Raw genomic sequence first — 22,341 nt, forward strand, 5'->3', positions numbered from 1 at the left:
TTTCAATTCCTCATACTAATACACCGACAAAGAACTCTTGGTATAAAGCTTGAACTGCCTTTTTTTCATTTACTTCTTTGACTCCAAACATCATACTTACCTCGGATGATCCTTGGTTGATCATTTCAATATTAATGCCAGCATGTGCTAATGCTTTCGAGGCTCTTGCAGTCGTTCCTACGTTTTGCCGCATCCCTTCACCGACAATCATAATAAGTGCAAGGCCATGCTCCACTTTAACCTCATCTGCGTGAAGTTCCTCTTTAAATAACTCGATTATTTGTTTTTCAATCTCTGAATTCAATTGATTTTCACGTAAAATAATTGATATATCATCAATACCGGACGGAGAATGTTCATAGGATAATCCGAAGCTTTCCAAAATTTGCAGAAGCTTTCGGCCAAACCCTACTTCACGATTCATTAAATATTTACTAACATAGATACTACAAAATCCTTTATCACTAGCAATTCCAACAACAGGACCATTTCTTTGTTCTCTTTCATTCACAATTCTTGTTCCGGGTGCAAAAGGATTATTCGTATTTTTTACATGGACGGGAATACCTGCGCGATACGCCGGAATAAGTGCTTCCTCATGAAAAACGGAAAAGCCGGCATAGGAAAGTTCCCGCATTTCTCGATATGTAACCTCTCGTATTTCCTTAGGTTGTTGAATAATTGTTGGATTGACGGAATATACAGCATCTACATCCGTAAAGTTTTCATAAACGGATGCCCCTGCCCCATTGGCTAAAATAGAACCAGTAATATCCGAACCACTTCGTGAAAAGGTTAAAACCTTCCCTTGTTCGTTATATCCAAAGAATCCGGGAAAAATTATGATGCCTGAATGAGTTGATAAATCAGCTAATCGATTGTAACTTTCCGGTAATACTTGAGCATTCCCAGGCTCATTGCTCACAAGTAATCCCGCATCCTTCGGATTGATATAGTGTGCTTCAACACCACGAAGTTGAAAGTAGTGTGCGATTAATTTTGCGTTAGTATCTTCTCCGCTTGCTTTTAAAGCTTCTAAAAACATAACTGGATTGCTTTTATCATTCTGCAAAACTTGAAGAAAAGAGTTTCTAATCTCTACTATAAACGATTCATGGAGTCCTAATTCCTTCGCAATGAGGATGTATCGTTGGATAATTTCATTTAATACTTCTGTTTCTGAATCGTTATCCAGTATTTTTTTTCCGCAAGAAATCAATAGGTCCGTTATTTTCTCATCTGATGGATGCCTTTTTCCCGGGGCAGAAACGACGACAATTTTCCTTTCCGGATCGGATAAAACAATATCAAATACCTTTCTAATTTGTTCACCTGTGGATAACGAGGAACCGCCGAACTTTACAACCTTCATAAACACATCTCCCGTTGTAGAAAATTTTCAGATAAAATTTAGTTTTTATTATCTCTCTTTATCAAGAAATAATCAAGACATTTTCTACAAGAGATGAACATTTGTCTTTCTGCAGTGAACTACCTTTTTTCAAAAAAAAACGCTAGTAAACTAGCGTTTTAACCAACTGGATAGCTTTCTTTGCTCGCATCAATGATCCACTCATATTGACGTAATTTAACTTGAAATAGTGATAGAGGGTCACTGAATTTTTCCGGACTTGCTTTCATTCTATTTAACGTTTTCTCATTATCTTGGCGGGTAGCCTCGGTTTTCTTAACCGTTTCCTCAAGTTCAGTTAAAGGATTCTTAAAGAACATCGCAATATCTCTTTCTATAGATGTTTCAAATAGTTCAAATTGCATTAGGAACTTGTTTGTAATGGTATTTACGACTTCTTGATAATCCTCATTTTCGACAAACTTTTTATATTTATTAAAAAGAATTGATTTATTTTGCTGGAGTGCCCCAAAAAGTTTGCCGGCACTTTTTAATAAAACTTGGGACGGTGTATGCCTTAGTAAAATATTTACCTTATCAATTCGGATACCATTTTTCATTCTTTCCGCATCGCGTCGCCAATCATCAAGTACTTTCTCATCTGCAAATAGCTTTAATCTTTCCTCACCGTATAATGAGTTAAAGCCCTCTCGCATTTCATCCAGGAACGTCTTACACTGATAAAATTCTTCATCTGCATAGGAAATCCATTGTTGAATCGAAGAATAAAAATTTGGTAAAACCTTTTTTTCAACATGTAATTGAATCCGACTGTTCATTTCTTCATTCAATTCTATATGAAGTTTTCTAAAGTCGCTATCTTCTTTAATTAGTTCGGAACTTCCCTTTAATAATGCAGGGATAGATTTTCTTAGCTCCTCTTTAATGTCATCTTTAATAGTTTGATACGATTGTGTGATGTTTTCTACTTTTTCTTTTTCCATATCTTGCAGTTGATGAATCGCTCCGCCTAATTTAGTAGCCATTTCTTCTTCCCATTTAATCGATTCATTTAAACCATTTTCCATTTGCAGTCGTTGCTCTAAAATGTTTGACATTAATGCACGAATGAAGGATAGCATATTAGCTGTACGCGCTTCCTCCACATTGATTGATTGTGTGATCGTTTTTATAAAGTTCGTTAAATTTGCCGAGTCTGTAGATGTGAAGACCATCGCATACGGAAATTTAGAACGAATCTCATCTTCAAGAATAGTTAATTCTTGTTCACTGTATACTTTTTCCACATCGTTAATTACAAAATGTAATGGGGTATACGGCATTTGCTCGTTTAAATCAAGTAAATAGTCACCATCATATTCACTCGGATTTATTACTGCTAGAATAGCATCTGGCAGATACATATATTGCTTGCTATTTAGCCCTTGGCTATTTCTTGGCATATATGACAATGATACTGCGCAATCATACAAAAGTTCAGCTGGCAACTTAAAATCAATCATTGTTTCATGCATCGATAGTTCATGAAATTCTTCTATATTGTCAATTTTACTTATGCCATCATTCGTAATTTCTGAAATGTCGATTGTATCAGCATCTTTATACATAATGAGCGAAGATGATGGTATTCCTAGACTATGGCCTCCAAGTGCTGCATTGATAAAATCAACTTTTCCATTTTCTGAATTACCAGCAACTAATAAATGATGTACGCGATGATCAAGAAGTTGGCGAACCATCCAATGTAATGAATAACCAATCTGAACCTCTTGCTTTTTCGCCCATTCTATTATGTTTTCAAATAAACGTACACTTTCCTTTAAGACATCCGTTTCATTTTTTGCATGTACAATAATATTTTCTGCTTCTTGAATGATTGACTGATTGATGCTCGACGGAAAGATTTCTGCCCACGAAAGTACGGCTGCTGAAGCTGCTAATGCATGTGTAGAATCAGCGACTTTGAGCCAGTTTTCAAGATGTTCCGGCACCATCAATGATAAATCTTTTAATAAAAGCTGCCCATTTAATAGCTCCGAATATGACTCCGCAAATAGAGCGGATAATTCATGCCAATTTCCATTACGACGGTCCTCGATATTTATAAGGATATGATTAATCTCTTTAATCCAAGTTAGGTAAACATCTTTTGCTTCATTTCGATAACCTTTCCATAGCGAGGAAACAAATGATTCAAACAATCTTTGATTTTCTATATATAACGAAACTAGGACTTTACTAAAATAACTTGGTGCAAATCGGTTTGTTTTTTCATCCAAACTATAGGAAATGAGTACCTCAAACCATTTTGCAGAATCCGTTCTTATTGCTTCGTTCACAGCTAGTTCTACTGCATTTGCCCAATCCTGCTGATTTTCAAAAAAATCGCGTGCTATGTCTGTTAGATTTTTGTAATCAGGATTATAGGCGACAGCTTCCTTAATTGTATCAACCGCTTTTCCCATGTCTCCCTGCACATTATAAATAGAGAAAAGCATAATCGAAATTTCCGTCGTTAATATTGGGGAATCAGAAACGATTGAACGGTATATTTCTTCAGCAGTAGAGTACAGGCTTAATTCAAAATAGGCATCTGCCATATTTTTTTTCGCCCATGGCTCTAATTCATTTTCGATATTTTCCCATTTAAAAATGGCAGATTCAAAGTCTTTATTATGAAAATACACTTCTCCTTGGGCGAAACGAATATACGATAATTCAGCTAGCTCATTTTGCTGTTCCGCCATGTATGCTTCACCAAGGATTCGAATTGGATGGTCGAATTCATTCTCTTTCATAAATGTTTTTTTATAATACATTTTATCAATTAATAACTCTTCAAAAGTCATATTATATCCTCCGATAATACATATTTACATAATCAATTAATGCGACAGAATATGTAAATATGCTTCCCTTTTGTTACAGTATTAAAACTTTTCCTGCAAGTAGCTAAACTCTATTTTTATAGTTTAACAAATGAACATTTGCAATAAATTTCATTTTACTTTCATTTTTGATACAGGCACAAGAGACATAAGTAATACTTTTAATATTGCTGAATATTTGTACTTTGGTGGCACCTGTGTTTGGTATATTTTTGTGGATAAACAATAAACCGTTCCTTTCCGCTCCACTCTGCGCTTTTACTATTGTTTAAAGCTACAATCTTTCGAAAAGGGTCATTAATTGCCCAAAACGGTCTTACATATATTTCATATATCCTTTAAAGTAATTAATGGGGAAGTTGATGAGAATCAATTTTAACATTACATCTTAATAATGATTAATGAGGACAAATTAGTGGTAAAACATCTTTAAGTTTCTTTTTTGGAGCTACCGATAGTTTTATAAAAAAAAAACTTAAGGAGATGAAATGTATGGAGTCGAATAGCAGAAAATATTATATTGATATCACCAATGGTGAAATATTAGACACTCCAATTGAAACAAATCAACAATTTGAAATTACTGCTAACCATAAAGAAATTTCTCAGCTTAAAGAGCTTTTCAAAAAGTTATATGCTGCTGATTTAGAAACATATGCACGGGCCCATATTCCTTTCCTTGAATATCACCATGATTCCGAAAATCATAAATATGATCAAATTCTTACTGAAGTTTATCAAATGATCTATCAATTAGGGAATGAAGAAGCACGTCAATATATAATTAATAATGGAATATTGAATGATGACACCCAATCTAAGGGATTAGAAAACTTTAAGTAGATTAAAAAGGGGATGCCTTTCTATCCCCTTTATTTTCGATAATTCAATTCCCACGTAACTCCATATTTGTCCTGTACTTTTCCATAGGTAGCATTCCAAAATGTTTGCTGCAGCTCCATTTTTACTACCCCTTCTTTGGAAATTGCGTCATATACTTGCTTGATTTCCTCATCACTTTCGAATTCGAGTCCAATTTCAATATTATTCCCATAGATTGGCTCATTCCCAAATACATCATTAAAATAAATGGCAAACCCATTAGGAAAATGGAGTTCTGCATGGATGTATTTTCCTTCATGTCCTTTGAACATTTCAATTCCGTCGGCGAGTTGAGTATGTCCAATCTCACCATTTAATACTTCGGCATAGTATTCTATAGCTTCCTTGCAATTTTCAATTGTAATATGTGGGATTATCCTTTTCATTTGTATCCTCCTACCAATTTTCTGCATTGTAAAAAAATTAAAAAAACTAATTGACTTCCTATTCAACTTATTTTATACTTCATCACAGATACAACGCAATTAAAAAGCGTAAAGCTCCTTGTTGAAGACACTCTAGCTGGACAGCAATTAAAAATCGAATACACTCTTATTGAGAGCGGCGGAGGGAATAGGCCCTATGAAGCCCGGCAACCTTCAAGCGATTTGCTTGAAAAGGTGCTACATCCTACAGATCCATGATGATCTGGAAGATAAGAGGAGGACCATTACTTTTCGCCCTCTTCTTATTGGAAGAGGGCTTATTTATTTTTCCACCTCTTCTTCTCTCACCTATCATTCATTTTTTACACTTCGCAGAATCTACATACCAAATTCCAAGTAATCCTATCAATAAAATTAAATAAGGGGGTCATTTAAATGAAAAAGTATTTTATCTTTTGTTTAAGCATCATTACAATTTTTGGTGTGCTTTCAGGATGCTCCAGTAGTGCAAGTGGGGAAAATAAAAAACCTAAAAAAATTATTTTGGATTACGCATTTTACTCGCCAACAAGTCTTGTTTTAAAAAACAAAGGTTTTGCGGAAAAATTATTTAAAAAGGAAGGGATTGATATCGAATTTGTTCTAAGTCAAGGTAGCAACAAAGCACTCGAGTTTTTAAACTCAAAAAGTGTGGATTTTAGTTCTTCGGCTGGTGCAGCTGCACTAATGGCGAAAGCAAACGGGTCACCTATTCAATCCATTTATATCTATTCAAAACCAGAATGGACCGCTCTGGTTACACTTGATCCATCCATTCAATCAGTAGCTGATTTAATAGGAAAAAAGGTTGCCGCAACTATTGGAACCGACCCGTATATTTTTCTGCTTCGTGCATTAAAGGAGAATGGGTTATCACCAAATGATATTGAAATTGTCAATCTTCAACATAGTGATGGTGCAAGTGCATTACAGTCTGGTGAAGTCACTGCTTGGGCAGGATTGGATCCACATATGGCAAAACTAGAACTGGAATCGAAAGCAAACCTATTTTATCGTCAACCAAATTACAATAGCTATGGAACATTAAATGTCCGAAAGGAGTTTGCTGATCAATACCCTAAATATGTTGAAAAAGTGATTGAAGCGTATGAGCAAGCAAGAAAATGGGCGATTGAGCATCCCGATGAAACCGCTGGAATTCTTGCAAAGGAAGCAAAAATTGATAGTGATGTCGCAAAAAAAGAGCTAGAAAGAAATGATTTCTCTTCTCCTACTCCTGGAAATGAGCAAGTTGAAACGATTCAAGCAGCTGGGAAGATTCTTCAAGAAATGAAAGTTTTAAAGGATACTCTTAATATTGAAAAGCTCGTAAATGAGCTGATTACGCCAAAATATGCGAAAAAGGTAATTAATCAATAAAGGAGGCGGGGCAGATGATTGAGCAAAGTGAAAAAGTAAGATTGGTACGAAGAAGAGATACCTCTAAAAAACTAACTTTAAGTAAGAAAAAAGGCAAAAGGAAGTGGATAATAGGAAGCATTATCCCTTTCATCCTCCTCTTACTTTGGGAAATCACCGGAAGGATGGGACTGATTGAGGCACACCTACTCCCGGTTCCATCTATCATCCTTAAAGGAATTTATGACATGGCACGGGAAGGAACGCTGTGGGAGCATACCGGGGCGACGTTATATCGCGTATTTGCTGGGTTTTTTATAGGAACATTCTTCGCTATTTTACTAGGATCTATTGTAGGTTATTTTAAACTATTTGAGAGTCTGTTTGATCCAATTATTCAAGCCTTTCGGTCGATCCCATCTTTGTCATGGGTACCACTCTTTATTTTATGGATGGGAATAGGTGAAACATCAAAAATTATACTCATTGCAGTTGGTGTATTCTTTCCTGTCTACTTAAATATGGTATCCGGAATTCAAGGGGTCGACCGCAAACTTATTGAGGTCGGCAGAATTTATCATTTTTCACCTTATAAAATTATTCGTAAGATCATCCTCCCTGCGGCACTTCCCTCATTTCTTGTCGGAATTCGCAGTGGGCTGGGACTTGGCTGGATGTTCGTCGTAGCCGCTGAAATTATGGGGGCAAGTAAAGGGCTTGGCTATTTATTATTCGTCGGTCAAAACACGTATTCACCCCAGCTCGTTTTAGGCAGTATTTTGTTATTCGCGATACTCGGGAAACTTACGGATTCCATTCTCAAAAAAATAGAAGATCGATCACTTAGATGGCAAGACAGTCTTTCTAACCAAAACTAAGGGGGATTTCAACGATGCTGGCGGTTCGAAATATTTCACGTACGTTTAATCAGGGGAAAACTGGTTTTCAAAACATCTCCTTTTCGATTCAGAAAGGAGAAATTATTGGCATTATTGGTACAAGTGGCTGCGGAAAAAGCACATTATTACGTGTCCTATCTGGACTTGATTCTAACTTTAAAGGCTCGCTTGACCTAGACCTTGCGGCGATTGGAATGGTCTTTCAAGAACCACGGCTAATGCCTTGGCTGGATGTTGTTGATAATATTAGTTTCGGTATCCATTATCCTGAGCAGAAACAAAAGGTAACAGAACTTTTACAATTGGTTGGATTAGTTGGTTTTGAAAAGCATTTCCCTAAGGATCTTTCCGGCGGGATGGCACAACGAACAGCTATAGCACGATCGCTCATTACAGAACCTAGCATATTACTATTAGACGAACCGTTTAGTGCACTTGATGCTTTTACAAAAATGCAGCTTCAGGACCTCCTTCTTTCTATATGGAAAAGAAGAAATACCACAATGATCCTTGTCACACATGATATCGATGAAGCACTTTATTTATGTGACCGTATTCTCATTCTTAGAGGACAGCCGGGAGAACTTTATTCACAAATTTCAATCTCATCAGAAAAACCTCTCTCGCGAAGTCACCCGGATCTTGCCTTGAAAAAAGCAGAAATTCTTCAACTATTAGATGTTAGTAAAACATAAAGAGCCATCATTAAATGGCTCTTTACGTCAATCCTCATCCTTTATATCCGCATCTTCCGGAATCGGTTCATTTGCCAATTCCTGAACTAATAGTTTATATTTTTCAAGTTGTTCAAAATGTGTCTTAAACTGGTCCTTGTAAACCAATATTTCTCCATTACTGTCATGCAAAGCCCGTATTTTACCTTGTAAAATTAAATTCTTCACATATGTTTCAGATACGGATAAATAATCAGCTGTTTCTTTAATGGTTAAATACACTTATTTTGACCTTTTAAATTATTCTGCATCCATAAATGGATAAGAAATTTCTGCAGTTGGTGCAAAGTTTTCTTTAATAACACGAGGAGTTGTCCAACGAATCATGTTAAATACAGAACCTGCTTTATCGTTTGTACCAGAACCACGAGAACCACCAAATGGTTGTTGATTAATCATCGCACCTGTTGGTTTATCGTTAATATAGAAGTTTCCAGCTGCGCCAGATAAACGACGTTCTAAATGCATAATCGCTCCTCGATCTTGTGCAAAAATCGCACCGGTTAATGCATACATTGAAGCTGTATCTACTGCATCCAATGTTTCTTCTAATTTATCATTTTCATATACATAGATTGTTAATACTGGTCCAAAGATTTCTTCTACCATCGTTTTGAAGTTCGGATTTGTAGTCACAATGATTGTTGGTTGAACGAAATATCCAACAGAATCATCATACGTACCACCGGCAATAATTTCTGCTTCTTCAGATGCTTTTGCATGTTCAATATAGCTTGTAATTGAATCGAATGCAGCTTTATCAATTACCGCACCCATGAAGTTTGTAAAGTCGCGAACATCTCCAACTTTTAGCTTTGCAGTTTGTTCTACTAATCCAGCTTTAACTTCTTCCCACATACTTGCTGGAATGTAAGCACGTGAAGCTGCTGAACATTTTTGACCTTGGTATTCAAACGAACCACGAACAAGGTTAGCTACCACTTTGTCTGCTTGTGCTGTTTCGTGAGCAAATACAAAGTCTTTACCACCCGTTTCACCAACTAAACGAGGATATGATTTGTAGTTCGCAATGTTTTCACCAACATTTTTCCAAATTGTTTGGAACGTGCTAGTTGATCCAGTAAAGTGGAATCCAGACATACGAGAATCTGTTAAAACGACTTCAGATACCTGTGAACCACGAGATGGTACGAAGTTGATGACGCCTTTTGGTAATCCCGCTTCTTCTAAAATACGCATGAAGTAGTAGTTTGCTAGCATAGAAGTTGTGGCAGGTTTCCAAACTACTACATTCCCCATCATTGCAGGTGCTGATGGTAAGTTCCCACCAATTGCTGTGAAGTTAAATGGCGAAATCGCTAATACGAAACCATCTAATGGACGGTAATCTGTACGATTCCATACATTTTTCATACTGTCTGGTTGAATTTGATAAACTTGATTAGCATAATCTACGCCAAAACGTAAGAAATCTGCTAATTCTTGTGCTGAATCAATTTCAGCTTGTACAACTGTTTTAGATTGTCCTAGCATAGTAGCCGCATTCATTACATCACGATATGGACCAGAGATTAAATCCGCAGCTTTTAAGAATATAGATGCACGATGTTCCCATGGCATATTTGCCCATGCGTCTTTTGCAGCCATTGCTGCTTCAATTGCCGCACGTAACTCTTCTTCTCCAGCTTGTGAATAGTTTGCTAACACATGTTGATGATCATGCGGCATAACTACTTGTTTCACTGTATCTGTCTTTACATTTTCTCCATTAATAATCACAGGGATGTCTACTACGATATTAGATTGGCGTTTTAATTCTGCTTTTAATGTTTCCCGCTCTTTTGTACCTGGAGCGTAAGAATTACCAGGCTCATTTATAGGTGTTGGGATTTTGAAAATTCCGTTACTCATTTTATCATGTACCTCCTGTTTAAATACTCTGTCACTTATACAGTCATACTGCATGTACCTCTAAAGTATAACATGTCTTTACTATTTATGCGCTTTCTTTTGTTCCCCACAAATAAGAAATTGAACTCCAAAATAGACAAAAAATCCCTATTAAAGCTTAGATTAACTATTTTTTTAAAGCTTTAATAGAGATATTTTCGTTTTATTTATTTTTTGCGCGCAGTTATGCTAGGTTTGTTGTTGAAGAGAACTTTGATTAAAAAACATATGATAATACACACCCTGTTTTCCAATTAATTCATCATGACTTCCTTTTTCAACAATCTTCCCATGATCAATGACCATAATCGTATCAGCTTCTCGGATTGTATTCAATCGATGTGCGATGATAAAACTCGTTCGTCCATCCATTACTTTTAATAGTGCATCTTGAATATGAAGCTCTGTTCTTGTATCAATACTGCTAGTTGCTTCATCTAAAATAAGTAGGGAAGGCTTAGCCAGCATAACACGTGCAATAGCCAGTAATTGCCTCTGTCCTTGACTTAAGTTTCCACCGTTTTCCGAAAGCATCGTATCATACTGATTCGGTAGTTTTTTAATAAAGAGATCAGCATTCGCCATTCTTGCCGCCGCTTTCACTTCTTCATCTGTTGCATCCGGTTTTCCGTATTTAATATTCTCTTTAATTGATCCTGAGAATAAATACGTATCTTGCAACACAATCCCAAAGCACTTCCGCAAACTATCCCTTGTATACTCCTTTATATCCCTTCCATCAAGGTAAATACGCCCTTCTGTTACATCATAGAAACGTGTTAACAAGTTGATAATCGTTGTTTTCCCCGCACCTGTTGGTCCGACAAGTGCTGTGCTGCTGCCGATTTCTGCCTCAAAGCTAATATTTTTTATTATCGGAACATCACGGCGGTACCCAAATGACACATTTTCAAAAATCACATTGCCTCTTGGTTGTGTTAATTCAATTGCCCCATCCTGATCAGGGGCTTCCTCGTTTTCATCTAAAATTTCAAACACGCGCTCCGCACCCGCTACACCGGACTGAAGGATATTAAAAATATTTGCCAAGTCATTCAAAGGCCGGCCAAATTGTCTGGAGTAAGTGAGAAAGCTTGCAATAACACCTATGGTAATTAAGCTTTTTACAACAAGGAGCCCACCTACAATTGCGACAACGGCAAAACCTAAGTTACTTATCACGTTCATAAGCGGCATTAAAAAGCCCGACCAAATTTGTGCTTTTAACCCAACTTGCTTTAATTTCGTGTTCACTTCTTCAAATTCCTCAATAGCTTTATCCTCATGATTAAATGCTTTCACTACTTGGATTCCGGAAATTGTTTCTTCAATATGACCATTCAACTTGCCGAGCTGAATTTGTTGGTTTTTAAACAAAACTCGTGTCTTCTTAGCGATGGTTCTCGTAAGCAAGAAGACAAGCGGGACAGTGATTAATGTCGCTAACGTAAGAATTGGACTAAGTATAAACATCATGATTAACGAACCAAAAAGGATAATTCCACCCGACATTAATTGTGTCGTTGACTGCGAAATCGTGTTACTCACATTATCAATATCATTAGAAAGTCTGCTCATCAATTCCCCATGTGTCCGTGTATCAAAAAATGATACTGGGAGCTTTTGCAGCTTTTTAAATAACGAACTGCGGAGACGCTTGACAATCCTTTGAGAGACACCAGCCATTAACCAGCTTTGTAAAAAAGTTAATAGCGCATCAGCAATATAGGCAATTAAAAGAACAAAAATCAATACTTCGAGCAAATTAAAATCTACTTTTCCGCCTATCGTCATTGCATCGATTGACTTGCCGATAAGATAGGGGGCCGACAAGGTAATTAGGGAATCGATTAAAATGAATAAAAAAATGATGGATAACATTTTTCGCTCGTTTCCGAAATAATGCCAAAGCCGTTTTACTGTTCCTTTAAAATTCTTCGGCTTCACCACAGGAGCGCCTCTTCCGCCATGTCCACGCATTCCGCCACTTGGTCGAGGAATAGGATTGGATTGCGGCACTGTATTTTTCTTTTCTGCAGACATCCTATTCCACTCCTTTCCCAATTTGAGATTTGTAAATTTCTTGATACACGCTACTATTCATTAATAAATTTTCATGTGTACCAATCCCTGTGATTTCCCCATTATCCAAAACGATAATTTTATCTGCATCCATAATCGATGTAATCCTTTGGGCAATGATTAGACAGGTTAACCCGTTCGCATATTTTTTCAGAGATTCCTTTAACTTTGATTCTGTCACCATATCAAGTGCACTCGTGCTATCATCAAGAATTAGAATTTCCGGCTGTTTTACTAACGCCCGCGCAATAGATAGTCGTTGCTTTTGTCCGCCCGAAAAATTAACTCCGCCTTGTCCTAATTTTGTTTCATATTTTTCCGGAGATTCCATCACAAAATCATGCGCTTGAGCCATTTTCGCTGCTCGTTCAATTTCCTCCATCGTTGCATCTTCTTTTCCCCAACGGATATTTTCTATGACTGAACCTGTAAATAATGTTGATTTTTGTGGGACAATTGCAATTTTCCCTCTTAATGTCTTCGGGTTTACTTGTTTTATATCTTCGCCATTCACTTTAATGGTTCCCGATGTTGCATCATAAAAACGCGGAATTAATCCGATTAAACTCGATTTCCCTGAACCTGTTGAGCCAATAATTCCTACTGTTTCTCCGGGTAAGCATGAGAATGTGAGGTTTCTTAATATCGGTTCACCCGCCGCCTCATCGTAGGAAAAGCTCACATGGTCGAAATCAATTCGTCCTTTTACATGAGATTCTTTCTCCTCATTATTCCAAGTCATATCATTTTTTTCATCAAAAACTTCACCTATTCTTGCCGCTGACGCTTTTGCCCGAACAAACATATTAAAGACCATTGATATCATCATCAGTGAAAAAAGAATCTGGGTCATATAATTTGTAAATGCAATAACTGTCCCTGCTTGTAAACTGCCATTTCCAACCCGGATTCCGCCAATCCACAACACAGCAACAATGCCAAGATTGACAATGAGCATAATAACCGGACTGAAAATCGCCATAATGCGAATGGCCGATGTCGATTTCTCCTGAAATTCATCATTTGCTTTACTAAATTTATTAACTTCATAGTCAAACCGGTTAAATGCTTTGACGACCCGCACACCCGACAAATACTCCCTCATCATACCATTCACTTTATCCAAAGCTTTTTGAACTTTAATGAAAAAGGGAAAACTAATCTTCATATTTAAAATAATGATTAGAGCGACCATCGGTACAATCACCGCCAGAACGACTGATAAATGAACATTTAAATGGGTGGCCATAATGAGACCCCCAATGCATAAGAGGGGTGCCTTTACGAATATTCGCATCAGCCCATTCACAAATACCTGAACCTGTGTCACATCGTTTGTTAAGCGGGTTACTAGTGATGCACGATCAAATTTATCAATGCTTTTAAATGAAAGTGCTTGGATTTTCCGAAAAAGATCTGAACGTAATTCTGATCCAAAATTTTGCGATACAATACCGGAAATAACATTACGTGCCGATGCAGCTAATGCACCAAATGCCGTTACTAACAGCATGATTCCTCCATATTTAAATACATAGTCTAAATCTTTATTCGCTACACCGTTATCGATAATCTTTGACATAATTGTCGGTTGCAGGAGGTCAGACACTGCTTCAAACGTAAGAAAAAGCACAGCTAAACAAAAGGGGAGCCAATACTTTTTTATGTATTTATTTAAAAATTTCATCTCAGTTCATCCTTGTATCCGATTTTTTATATCTTAAAAGATACCCCTTTCCTATGAATTAGTCACTTATTTTTATTCGGAAGCTTTTTTCATTGAAAAAGAACTGCTCAAATTTGGCAGTTCATCTCAATTCTTTCTATTAGATGATAGATGGGTCACTTGATTGAAGTCTTTTATTCCCCACTTTTCTTGTTGAAAATGAATATTACTAATACAGGCATTTAATAAAGGCGTTTTTCTAAAATCAATTTCATCTTCCGAGATTATACTTAATATCGTATGGATAACAGCACCATGTGCAACAAGCAATACCTTTCCGTTCGGATATTGTTGATTAATCTTATACAAACCTGCCATTACACGCTTTTCTAAAGTTGCCCGGTCTTCTTGATTTGGATAATTCTTATCTGGAAATGCTGCGATTCGTTCTTCGAGAGTCATACCTTCCGCATCTCCAAAAAAACGTTCAACAAATTCATTCATTTCAATAAGTGGGATATTCAAATACGTATTAATAATTTCCGCTGTTTGTTTTGCTCTTTTTAAAGGACTTGTAATCAGTACATCCCATGTTGAGGAACTCAAAAATTCTCCAGATTCCTCCGCTTGGCGTTTCCCCGTTTCATTTAATGGGATATCTGTTCTTCCTTGTATTTTTCCTAAAGCATTCCATTCTGTTTCACCATGTCTCACTAAACAAACTGTAGTAATTTTTACCTTCCCCTTTCACGGATTCATACTTTTATTTTATAATAGTTAGAAATAAAATGATTGTAAATCAAAACATTTGAAGGGTGGTGTTCTTATGGCAATGACGGTTTGTTTGCCAGAATCCGCAGCGTCTCATGCAAAGCCTAGTATTAGAAAGGCGATCCTTTGCATGAGGTGGACATAACATTTATTGATTCGCCTAACAATACTTTCTAATATTCTTGGCTTTGCACCTTATTTTTAATGATCGAAAAAGATAAGGGGCTGACCAAAAATGAAATATGTGAAAGCAAATACAGTTTTACCTGAAAATCTGCTAGCAGAAATTCAAAAGTATGTTCAGGGGGAAACAATCTATATACCGAAGCCAGCTGCATCCTATCGAAAGTGGGGAACGCAATCTGGTGGGAGGAAAGTCATTGATGAAAGAAATAGTGAGATTAAAACCGCCTTTAAAAACGGCAGATCCATCGAGCAATTAGCAGATGACTATTTTCTTTCCGTTGAAACGATCAAGAAAATTGTTTATACAAGAAAAGCGGAAGGGCCTTGCTCATCGACGTAAAAACTGGAGGGACTTTGACTGAGATAAAGGAAACACGGTGAGCCTGCAAGGCGAATCGATGTTAACTTATCGTAGGGAAAAGTCCTGAAGTTTTCTAGTCGATAGGCGCTGAAGCTAGACAAATAGAAATGCGCACTGATTTAAGTCAGTAGTTCTGTTTCGGTGGAAAAACACACCAAATAGTATGCTAATTATCAGACCAAATCGCAGATGATTTGGTCTCCTATTTTCCTCTTATATAACAACGATTATGAGATATTACTACTTTATTTAGAAAGTAACATCTTGACAATTGTTGTTGTCAACATGCTAATTGATATATTTTTTTACTTAAGTAATTGATGTCCTTTTTGAGCAACTAAAGATAATTAAAATAAGCGGATATTTTCCGGTTATACAGCAGAATAGAGCTCTGTTCGTGGTATATAAGCGGAATTTTTCCGATTAAGCAAAGCAAAAATACTTATTTTTACGTTTTCCGAGTTAATAGTCGGAATCTTTCCGTCTATTCAAGGTATTTTCAGTGCTATTTCTCAATTAAGAGGAATTTCTCCGCTTATTTATCAAACTCAATTTAGTTCAAATGAACTTGTACAATTTCTTTTATTAGGTAGTTAACTTAATACCCAATACAAATTAGAAAAAATCAGTTTTAGGATTTTTTCGACCTTTACGAAAACAGTCTTTATGTAGAGTTTGTTTACTAAACATTTAATACCTATCAAAATCAAGTTTTTTCCTTTAAAGTGAATGATGTGGTTTTGAAATTCACCTATAGGAGGGAAAAAAGTGGAACCCTTTATTCGAAATGATCAATTTAACTTTATCAAAGATCAAGCCCTAGTTCTAGCGAATAGTCACTCGTCTGTTAATGATAAAGCTGTCCTAAGTGCAATAAAATCTTTATCCGAGGAAAAAGTAATGAATTTGTTTACGAACATAAATGAAGAACAAAAAGAGTTACTCGCTCCCATTTCTACTATTAAAGATAAAACAAATGTTGAAGACTTTTTATCGCAATTGAAACCCTTCGTTATCCCCTTTAAAGAAGTAACAGAACAATCACTAAAAAAATTGTTTCCTAAAGTAAAAAAATTAAAGACACCTTTTTTAGAGAGTGTTGATTTTCGAGAAATTTCATATTTGGGATGGATTGATAAGGGATCAAATAAAAAGTTTATCGTGGCCGAAAAAAATGATAAGCTAATTGGTTTACTGGGATCGTATACAATCTTAAACAAAAAGAGTGTTTGTGCGCTTTGCGGCCGGCACGAAGAAGTCGGATTATTCTTATCAGAAACAAAGGGTGCGGTGAGAGATACCTTTTTTAAACGGGGGAACTATATTTGCCAAGACAGCCAAAAATGCAATCAAAACTTACTATCGCTAGATAAATTGAATGAATTTATTGAGAGTATCGGTAAATAAACAAAACATCGTTCACTATCCTTGAACGATGTCTTGTTTTTATTTACGAATCAAGTTCACGTCGTATTGGCTTGACTCAAGTGCTCGTACCCTTTGCTTAGGTCGTTCTCTACCTAAATGATGCAATTAAAGCGCATTATAAATCCACCTTATAATGGTTTCATAGTATAAGTTTTTATGCGGGACAAAATCTTCTTTACAAGCCAATCGGTTAATCTCAACTTTGTTTCCATCTTTATCTATATCAAATCCTTTTATCCTTACAAACTCCTTCTTTCCTAACCAAAATTCATAAAAGGCATCCAATTCAATTTTTACCATCCCGGAAACTTCTTCTTCCTGCAATACGAAATTTTCCAATGAATGGTTGCTTTTATACAAAAATACATGGGCAATTTCTTTATCAATTAACTCTTCACGAGTTACACAATAATCGAAAATCCCTAAAGAAATAAGTTCATTAAATGAAACATCGATTCCGATCTCTTCTTTAATTTCCCTAATACCATCCTGTACAGTTTCGGTGGCTAATAAATGGCCAGCTGAAGTAATATCAAGAAGATTTGGGTAGTCTTTTTTTTGGCTGCTTCTCTTTTGAAGGAGAATGTATTCCTTTTCCTCTTCTTTGCTAACAAACCAACATTGAAAGGTTTCATGCCAGAATCCCTTTTTATGAACTTCTTCACGGGAAGCCACACCGATTGGATTTCTCTTATCATCAAATATTTTTAGCAATTCTGATTCCATTTTCCCCGCCTCTTTCAATATAATAGGGATTTCCGATAGATCATTAATGATATAGTCCGCCTCTATCTTTCCCCAATATTCATCCCTTTTCCAAATCCCTTTCATCCCCGCATTTTCTGCCGCTTTCACATCATTATCCGGGTGGTCACCAACAAATAGACTCTCACTTGCGGACACATTTAACTTTCTTAGTGCCTTTTCAAAAATTTGAGGTTCCGGCTTTTTACAGCCTTCCCATTCAGAGATTAAAATGGCATCAAAGTATTTTTCAATTCCCAACGCGACAACATTATCCATTTGGAATTGACCTTTCCCATTGGTGATCATACCTAACTTCATGTTATTATCTTTTAACATTTCAAGCATTTCAATTAGATTAGGATATGGCACACAACTATTTTTAAATTGGGTTATATAATCTTCCAACAGTTGTTCCGGCGTTATTGTATGTATGTTAAACTCATTTACAAGTTGTTCATATACTTTATCTTTCCATACATAACCTCTGCAATCTAATTCTATAAACTTAGATACATATTTTTCTTTCGATATATGACCAAGGAAACGATAAAAACGGTGATACTGATCACATATAAATTCCCGTACAGATAAATCACGATTTAAAAGTGTGCCATCCAGATCAAAGAGGACAGCTTTAATCATTTAAAAATAACCTCCTCGCATGATGGGAGAACCATAGAAAGTTAGTCGACTATTTTCCTCGCAGGTGAATCTTTTTTTAGTCTAAAATCCTTTTTGCTCGCATTTACATATTTCGGATCTAAATAACCGGATTTTATATCACTTTTTGAGGCCTTTTTGAATTTGGGAAAAGACGTGTATTCTTCGTCTTTCCATACCCAAATACCGGACTTGCCCTTTTCTTTGTGAAATACATTTTTAATCAGTTTATTTTTTTGATTGGTTGTAAAATAGTTGGCGATAAATAAACGAGATGGTCCGGCTGTCAAAATGTTTTTTTCTATCACATTGTTTTGTATATCATGCTGTAATAAAAGCTGACCTCCATCCAGCCCCTTCGTATCATTCCGATAAATAATATTTTGAGAGATCGTCGAATTTATCGTACCTCCCCTTTTTTCATCATATCCGCCAATCGAAATCCCGGTGTAAAAGTTGTTATAAATAATATTGTTTTTAATGTTTATATGTTCTGCATATTTTTTAGCGTGTTCGGAGGTTGCTTCGATACCGATATCGTTTTTATAAATAGTATTTCTTTCAATGGTTATATTTTTCCCACCATCGACGTAAATTCCGCCAGCAGAATAATCTTTTCCATAAGCGGGATTGCCGTAAGAGGAAATTTCATATACTTTATTATTTTTTACGATCCCGTTACGTACATAATCAGCTTTTTTATTAGCAGAGGTGCCTTCATAGCCAATTAGATCAATTCCGATATTATCATTTCGGCGAACGAGGTTATTTTCTACTTTAAAGCCATTAATATTTCCGTTAAGAACAAGAGATTCACTCGAACCGAGTTTTAATTCTTCCACAGTATTTTTCGAAACAGTTATGTCCTTCATTGGCCCGGTCCCGTATATTGCAATTCCATGAGCATTTCCATCTGCTGCATGAGTCTCAATCCGCCGTACATGATTATTTTCTAACTTAATATGACTACTAGATCCCGTTACATAAATACCCATAACTGTTTCATCTGTTAACTTAGTTGTTAGATCCTGTATCGTGATTCCACTAATAGTTAGATAGTTTTTATTCTTAATAGCAACAAGTGATGTATCGCCTTCAACATTCTTTATTTTTTTCCCACTAAGAACAACCTTTTCATTGTTAAAGGATTTAAAAATTACTGGTTTTAACTTTGTGCCGCTGTGCTTAACAATAAGCTTTTCATAATAGGTTCCTTTACGGATATAAACGGTCGTTCCAGCTATCGCCTCAGAAGCCGCCTTTTTTAATGTACGAAACGGTTTTGATTTTGTACCATTATTTTGATCATTTCCATTTAAAGCCACATATATTTCCTTATCCTGTTTTGCATTCGTATTATTGAAAACACAACCAATCAAAATAGCAACTGCAAACAGTAGGAGAAAAGCTAATTTTTTCATTTCATCGTTCCTTGTTAAAAATTTTGTGAATTTCATATTTAATACAGTTATGCTATCCTCTTAATCCCAATCTTCCAAACAACCAAATTAACAATAAATGTTATAATAATATTAAGGTAAACTCCAATACTGCTAGAAATACTTAAAAAATGAATTCCAGCAAAAACTGCTATTGGTATGAAAAGTAAGAAAACCTTCCACCCCTCGCTCTGACCGACCGTTTCAAATGCTTCTGAAAATGGAATAGCCTTTTTCAAAGCTAAGAAACAAATCATTGTATATAAAAACGAATCGATTAACACAACAACTAAATCAGGTATAATTCGCCCACCATAAATGACAACAAAGATGATACTTAATAATAAATAGATGGGAATGTATAGTTTAACTAAAAAAGCTTTTAATGTCCCTTTAAATAATGTGGAGTAATCCTTGATCGGCAATGTTTTATATATCCAGGAACCTTTGTATTTCCCTGAATATCGCAGCATCATGACAATGGTAGGAATAATAATCATACTGAAATAAATCGTTAAATATGAATGACCAGATGCTACTTCCTGATAGCCTCCATCCCTGCTTACACTAAATATAAAAATAAATGGAATAACAAACGAAAATCCTAATGACGGATATACTTTTAATTTAAAATCGCGTTCTTGTTTCATCATTAAACTGGCAAATCGAAAGAAAGCACGCTCTTCTTTACTTCTACAAATATAACTTAATAAAGTATCCTTCCATTTCCTACGCTTTTTAATATTAATATTGCTATGACTGGAAAGCTTTTGTAGATTTCTTTCAAAAGTTGGGACTAAACGAAGATAGACGAAAAATGCAACAATTGGTACGATTAATGCCAAGCTCGAAAAGAGTAGATAAAAAGAAGACCCCTGCCCATTAATTAGCCATTCAAATGGAGCAGCATACCACATCGGTATAATAAAAACATGCCACCACTGTGGATGAAGAACAAAGTTGAAATCAAATATTTCAAAAGATCGAATGAGAACTTGATAACCAACCATTAATGCCAATGATAAACCGATTTGAACATAATTAATCATATCCTTCAGTTTCTCACCATCGAAAAACCGTAAAATAAGAATATATAGTAAAGCCGTGATAACAACAATCAATAAGTTAATTAAGATTAATTCAATAATACCAATCAGAAAAAATACAATTCCATGTCTAAATAGACCAACGAACATTGGAATCGTTGCGATCGATGCTGTTAGAAAAAACAAATAAATACTAATGTGTACAAATTTAGCAACACTGATGGTTTTTCGGCTAATCGGCTTTGTTTGCAGAATATTTTTATCCCGAACATCGAGTAATACAGAAGAGAAATCTGAGATCATCGAGGACATGACCATAAACATCGTAATCCCAAAGAAAATACTCATTTGGAACATATAATGATTTCCTAATGCAATAAATGGAATGGTGAAAAGGCCCACCAGGACATAGATCCAAAGCGATTTAATAAACCCATTTACTTCCTTCGTATTTTTTGGCTTTTTTCTATTCGCAGACTGACTGAAAATAGTGGGAACCCGTCTTTGGTCCATCGTGAGTTTTACTTGTAAAATCTTTCTCATGATTGGATAGTCGACTCCCATTTTCTCAAATACATTTTTAAATCGATCAAGAACTTTTAATGTACGAAAATCTTCCATCACTACACCTCTTGAACGATGGTTACGAATCTTTCACCAATTTCTTTATGTTCATTGAATCCCGTTAATTGGTTGAAGATTTCCTCCAACGTTCCTTCTTTGTTTTGATTTTGCAGATCGGCAAAGCTTCCGTCAGCAACGATCTTCCCGCCATTTAACAAGATGATTCGGCTACTGATTTTTTCAACGACATCCATGATATGTGAAGAATAGAAAATCGTTTTTCCTTGTGCCGCCAGTTGAGACAAAATTTCTTTAAAAATCATGACGCTATTGGCATCTAGGCCATTAATCGGCTCATCCAAAAACAAAATTTCCGGATTATGTAATAAGCTGGAGATAATTAACAACTTCTGTCGCATCCCTTTGGAGTAGGATGATATTCTTGAATGATACACTTCTCCAACACCAAACAACTCCATTAATCTTTTAGCCTTGTAATCTACCAAGTCAAAGTCCATACCATATAGTTCACCAATAAATGTTAAATATTCATGTGCGGTTAAATTATCATATACTTCGGCAATTTCAGGGACATAGCCGATTTTTCGCTTGTAGTCAATGTTTCCATCTGCAATATCTCTTCCGAATAGCTTTACTTCACCAGTGTAGCCATCTTCAATCCCAAGAATGATTTTCACAGTTGTGCTTTTCCCGGCACCATTAGGACCAATGTATCCAATGATTTCTCCTCTAGTAACATGAAGATCAATTCCTTGGAGAACATCATTCGTTCCATAGCTCTTTCGTAAATTACTAATTGTTAAAATTTCTTCTAACATTCCGTTCACCCCCACAACATATTATTTTTAATATTAACATAATTTTACAAACAATAAAAACCCATCGTTTAGATGGGCTTTC

The 22,341-nt window shown here is 35.8% G+C and carries 18 protein-coding genes, 1 pseudogene and 1 riboswitch; of the genes and pseudogenes, 6 read left to right on the top strand and 13 right to left on the bottom strand.

What is annotated here, in order from left to right:
• Positions 1-10 precede the first annotated feature (10 nt).
• Both I5776_RS17940 and I5776_RS17945 read right to left on the bottom strand, forming a co-directional pair.
• Positions 11-1,372, bottom strand: coding sequence for an aspartate kinase (locus I5776_RS17940; RefSeq protein WP_202777819.1), 1,362 nt, complete (start codon positions 1,370-1,372; stop codon positions 11-13).
• 158 nt (positions 1,373-1,530) lie between these two features.
• Positions 1,531-4,221 carry a tetratricopeptide repeat protein gene (locus I5776_RS17945; RefSeq protein ID WP_202777821.1) on the bottom strand — a complete coding sequence of 897 codons (2,691 nt, stop codon included), beginning with the start codon at positions 4,219-4,221 and terminating at the stop codon, positions 1,531-1,533.
• A 531-nt stretch (positions 4,222-4,752) separates the two neighbouring features.
• Here I5776_RS17945 and I5776_RS17950 point away from each other — a divergent pair.
• Complete coding sequence (locus I5776_RS17950) at positions 4,753-5,103, top strand: hydrolase (RefSeq protein WP_202777823.1); 351 nt, start codon at positions 4,753-4,755, stop codon at positions 5,101-5,103.
• 29 nt (positions 5,104-5,132) lie between these two features.
• Here the strand turns inward: I5776_RS17950 and I5776_RS17955 are convergent, their stop codons facing one another.
• The gene (locus I5776_RS17955; protein WP_202777825.1) at positions 5,133-5,528 is read right to left on the bottom strand and encodes a VOC family protein; all 396 of its coding nucleotides are present in this window, start codon (positions 5,526-5,528) and stop codon (positions 5,133-5,135) included.
• A gap of 163 nt (positions 5,529-5,691) precedes the next feature.
• Positions 5,692-5,804, top strand: a riboswitch (SAM riboswitch).
• 159 nt (positions 5,805-5,963) lie between these two features.
• On the opposite strand from I5776_RS17955, the gene I5776_RS17960 reads away from it, so the two are divergent.
• Genes I5776_RS17960 through I5776_RS17970 form a run of 3 tightly spaced genes read left to right on the top strand, consistent with a single transcriptional unit; the run spans position 5,964 to position 8,520 of the window.
• Positions 5,964-6,947, top strand: a complete 984-nt coding sequence (locus I5776_RS17960) for an aliphatic sulfonate ABC transporter substrate-binding protein (protein ID WP_202777827.1) — start codon at positions 5,964-5,966, stop codon at positions 6,945-6,947.
• A 14-nt stretch (positions 6,948-6,961) separates the two neighbouring features.
• Positions 6,962-7,804, top strand: coding sequence for an ABC transporter permease (locus I5776_RS17965; RefSeq protein ID WP_202777829.1), 843 nt, complete (start codon positions 6,962-6,964; stop codon positions 7,802-7,804).
• 14 nt (positions 7,805-7,818) lie between these two features.
• On the top strand, positions 7,819-8,520 hold the full coding sequence (locus tag I5776_RS17970) for an ABC transporter ATP-binding protein (RefSeq protein WP_202777830.1): 702 nt from the start codon (positions 7,819-7,821) through the stop codon (positions 8,518-8,520).
• A gap of 27 nt (positions 8,521-8,547) precedes the next feature.
• Here the strand turns inward: I5776_RS17970 and I5776_RS17975 are convergent, their stop codons facing one another.
• From I5776_RS17975 to I5776_RS17995, 5 genes are all read right to left on the bottom strand, one after another.
• On the bottom strand, positions 8,548-8,781 hold the full coding sequence (locus I5776_RS17975) for a helix-turn-helix domain-containing protein (protein ID WP_202777832.1): 234 nt from the start codon (positions 8,779-8,781) through the stop codon (positions 8,548-8,550).
• Positions 8,782-8,799: 18 nt separating this feature from the next.
• Positions 8,800-10,431 (bottom strand): L-glutamate gamma-semialdehyde dehydrogenase, encoded by a 1,632-nt coding sequence (gene pruA / locus I5776_RS17980; protein WP_202777834.1) that lies wholly within the window; start codon positions 10,429-10,431, stop codon positions 8,800-8,802.
• Positions 10,432-10,659: 228 nt separating this feature from the next.
• Entirely contained in the window at positions 10,660-12,513 is a 1,854-nt protein-coding gene (locus I5776_RS17985) for an ABC transporter ATP-binding protein (protein ID WP_202777836.1), read from the bottom strand.
• A 1-nt stretch (position 12,514) separates the two neighbouring features.
• Complete coding sequence (locus I5776_RS17990) at positions 12,515-14,239, bottom strand: ABC transporter ATP-binding protein (protein ID WP_202777838.1); 1,725 nt, start codon at positions 14,237-14,239, stop codon at positions 12,515-12,517.
• Between the two features lie 126 nt (positions 14,240-14,365).
• Positions 14,366-14,950: a histidine phosphatase family protein gene (locus tag I5776_RS17995; protein WP_202780849.1), complete on the bottom strand. Its 585-nt coding sequence runs from the start codon at positions 14,948-14,950 to the stop codon at positions 14,366-14,368.
• Positions 14,951-15,224: 274 nt separating this feature from the next.
• On the opposite strand from I5776_RS17995, the gene I5776_RS18000 reads away from it, so the two are divergent.
• Both I5776_RS18000 and I5776_RS18005 read left to right on the top strand, forming a co-directional pair.
• Positions 15,225-15,515, top strand: coding sequence for a CD3324 family protein (locus I5776_RS18000; protein ID WP_202777840.1), 291 nt, complete (start codon positions 15,225-15,227; stop codon positions 15,513-15,515).
• Between the two features lie 789 nt (positions 15,516-16,304).
• Complete coding sequence (locus tag I5776_RS18005; RefSeq protein WP_202777842.1) at positions 16,305-16,943, top strand: FusB/FusC family EF-G-binding protein; 639 nt, start codon at positions 16,305-16,307, stop codon at positions 16,941-16,943.
• 126 nt (positions 16,944-17,069) lie between these two features.
• Here I5776_RS18005 and I5776_RS21515 read toward each other — a convergent pair whose 3' ends face one another.
• The 5 genes and pseudogenes from I5776_RS21515 to I5776_RS18025 all read right to left on the bottom strand — a co-directional run bounded on the left by I5776_RS21515 (position 17,070) and on the right by I5776_RS18025 (position 22,259).
• The gene (locus I5776_RS21515; RefSeq protein ID WP_246484018.1) at positions 17,070-17,690 is read right to left on the bottom strand and encodes an NUDIX hydrolase; all 621 of its coding nucleotides are present in this window, start codon (positions 17,688-17,690) and stop codon (positions 17,070-17,072) included.
• 9 nt (positions 17,691-17,699) lie between these two features.
• Positions 17,700-18,353 (bottom strand): annotated as a pseudogene (locus I5776_RS21520) (HAD family hydrolase); the annotation flags it as partial.
• A gap of 41 nt (positions 18,354-18,394) precedes the next feature.
• On the bottom strand, positions 18,395-19,792 hold the full coding sequence (locus tag I5776_RS18015) for a right-handed parallel beta-helix repeat-containing protein (RefSeq protein WP_202777846.1): 1,398 nt from the start codon (positions 19,790-19,792) through the stop codon (positions 18,395-18,397).
• A 47-nt stretch (positions 19,793-19,839) separates the two neighbouring features.
• Positions 19,840-21,477, bottom strand: coding sequence for a hypothetical protein (locus tag I5776_RS18020; protein WP_202777848.1), 1,638 nt, complete (start codon positions 21,475-21,477; stop codon positions 19,840-19,842).
• Between the two features lie 2 nt (positions 21,478-21,479).
• Positions 21,480-22,259: an ABC transporter ATP-binding protein gene (locus tag I5776_RS18025; protein WP_202777850.1), complete on the bottom strand. Its 780-nt coding sequence runs from the start codon at positions 22,257-22,259 to the stop codon at positions 21,480-21,482.
• Between the last annotated feature and the right edge of the window lie 82 nt (positions 22,260-22,341).

The organism is Heyndrickxia vini (genome assembly GCF_016772275.1).
GTDB classification, from domain to species: Bacteria; Bacillota; Bacilli; order Bacillales; family Bacillaceae_C; genus Heyndrickxia; species Heyndrickxia vini.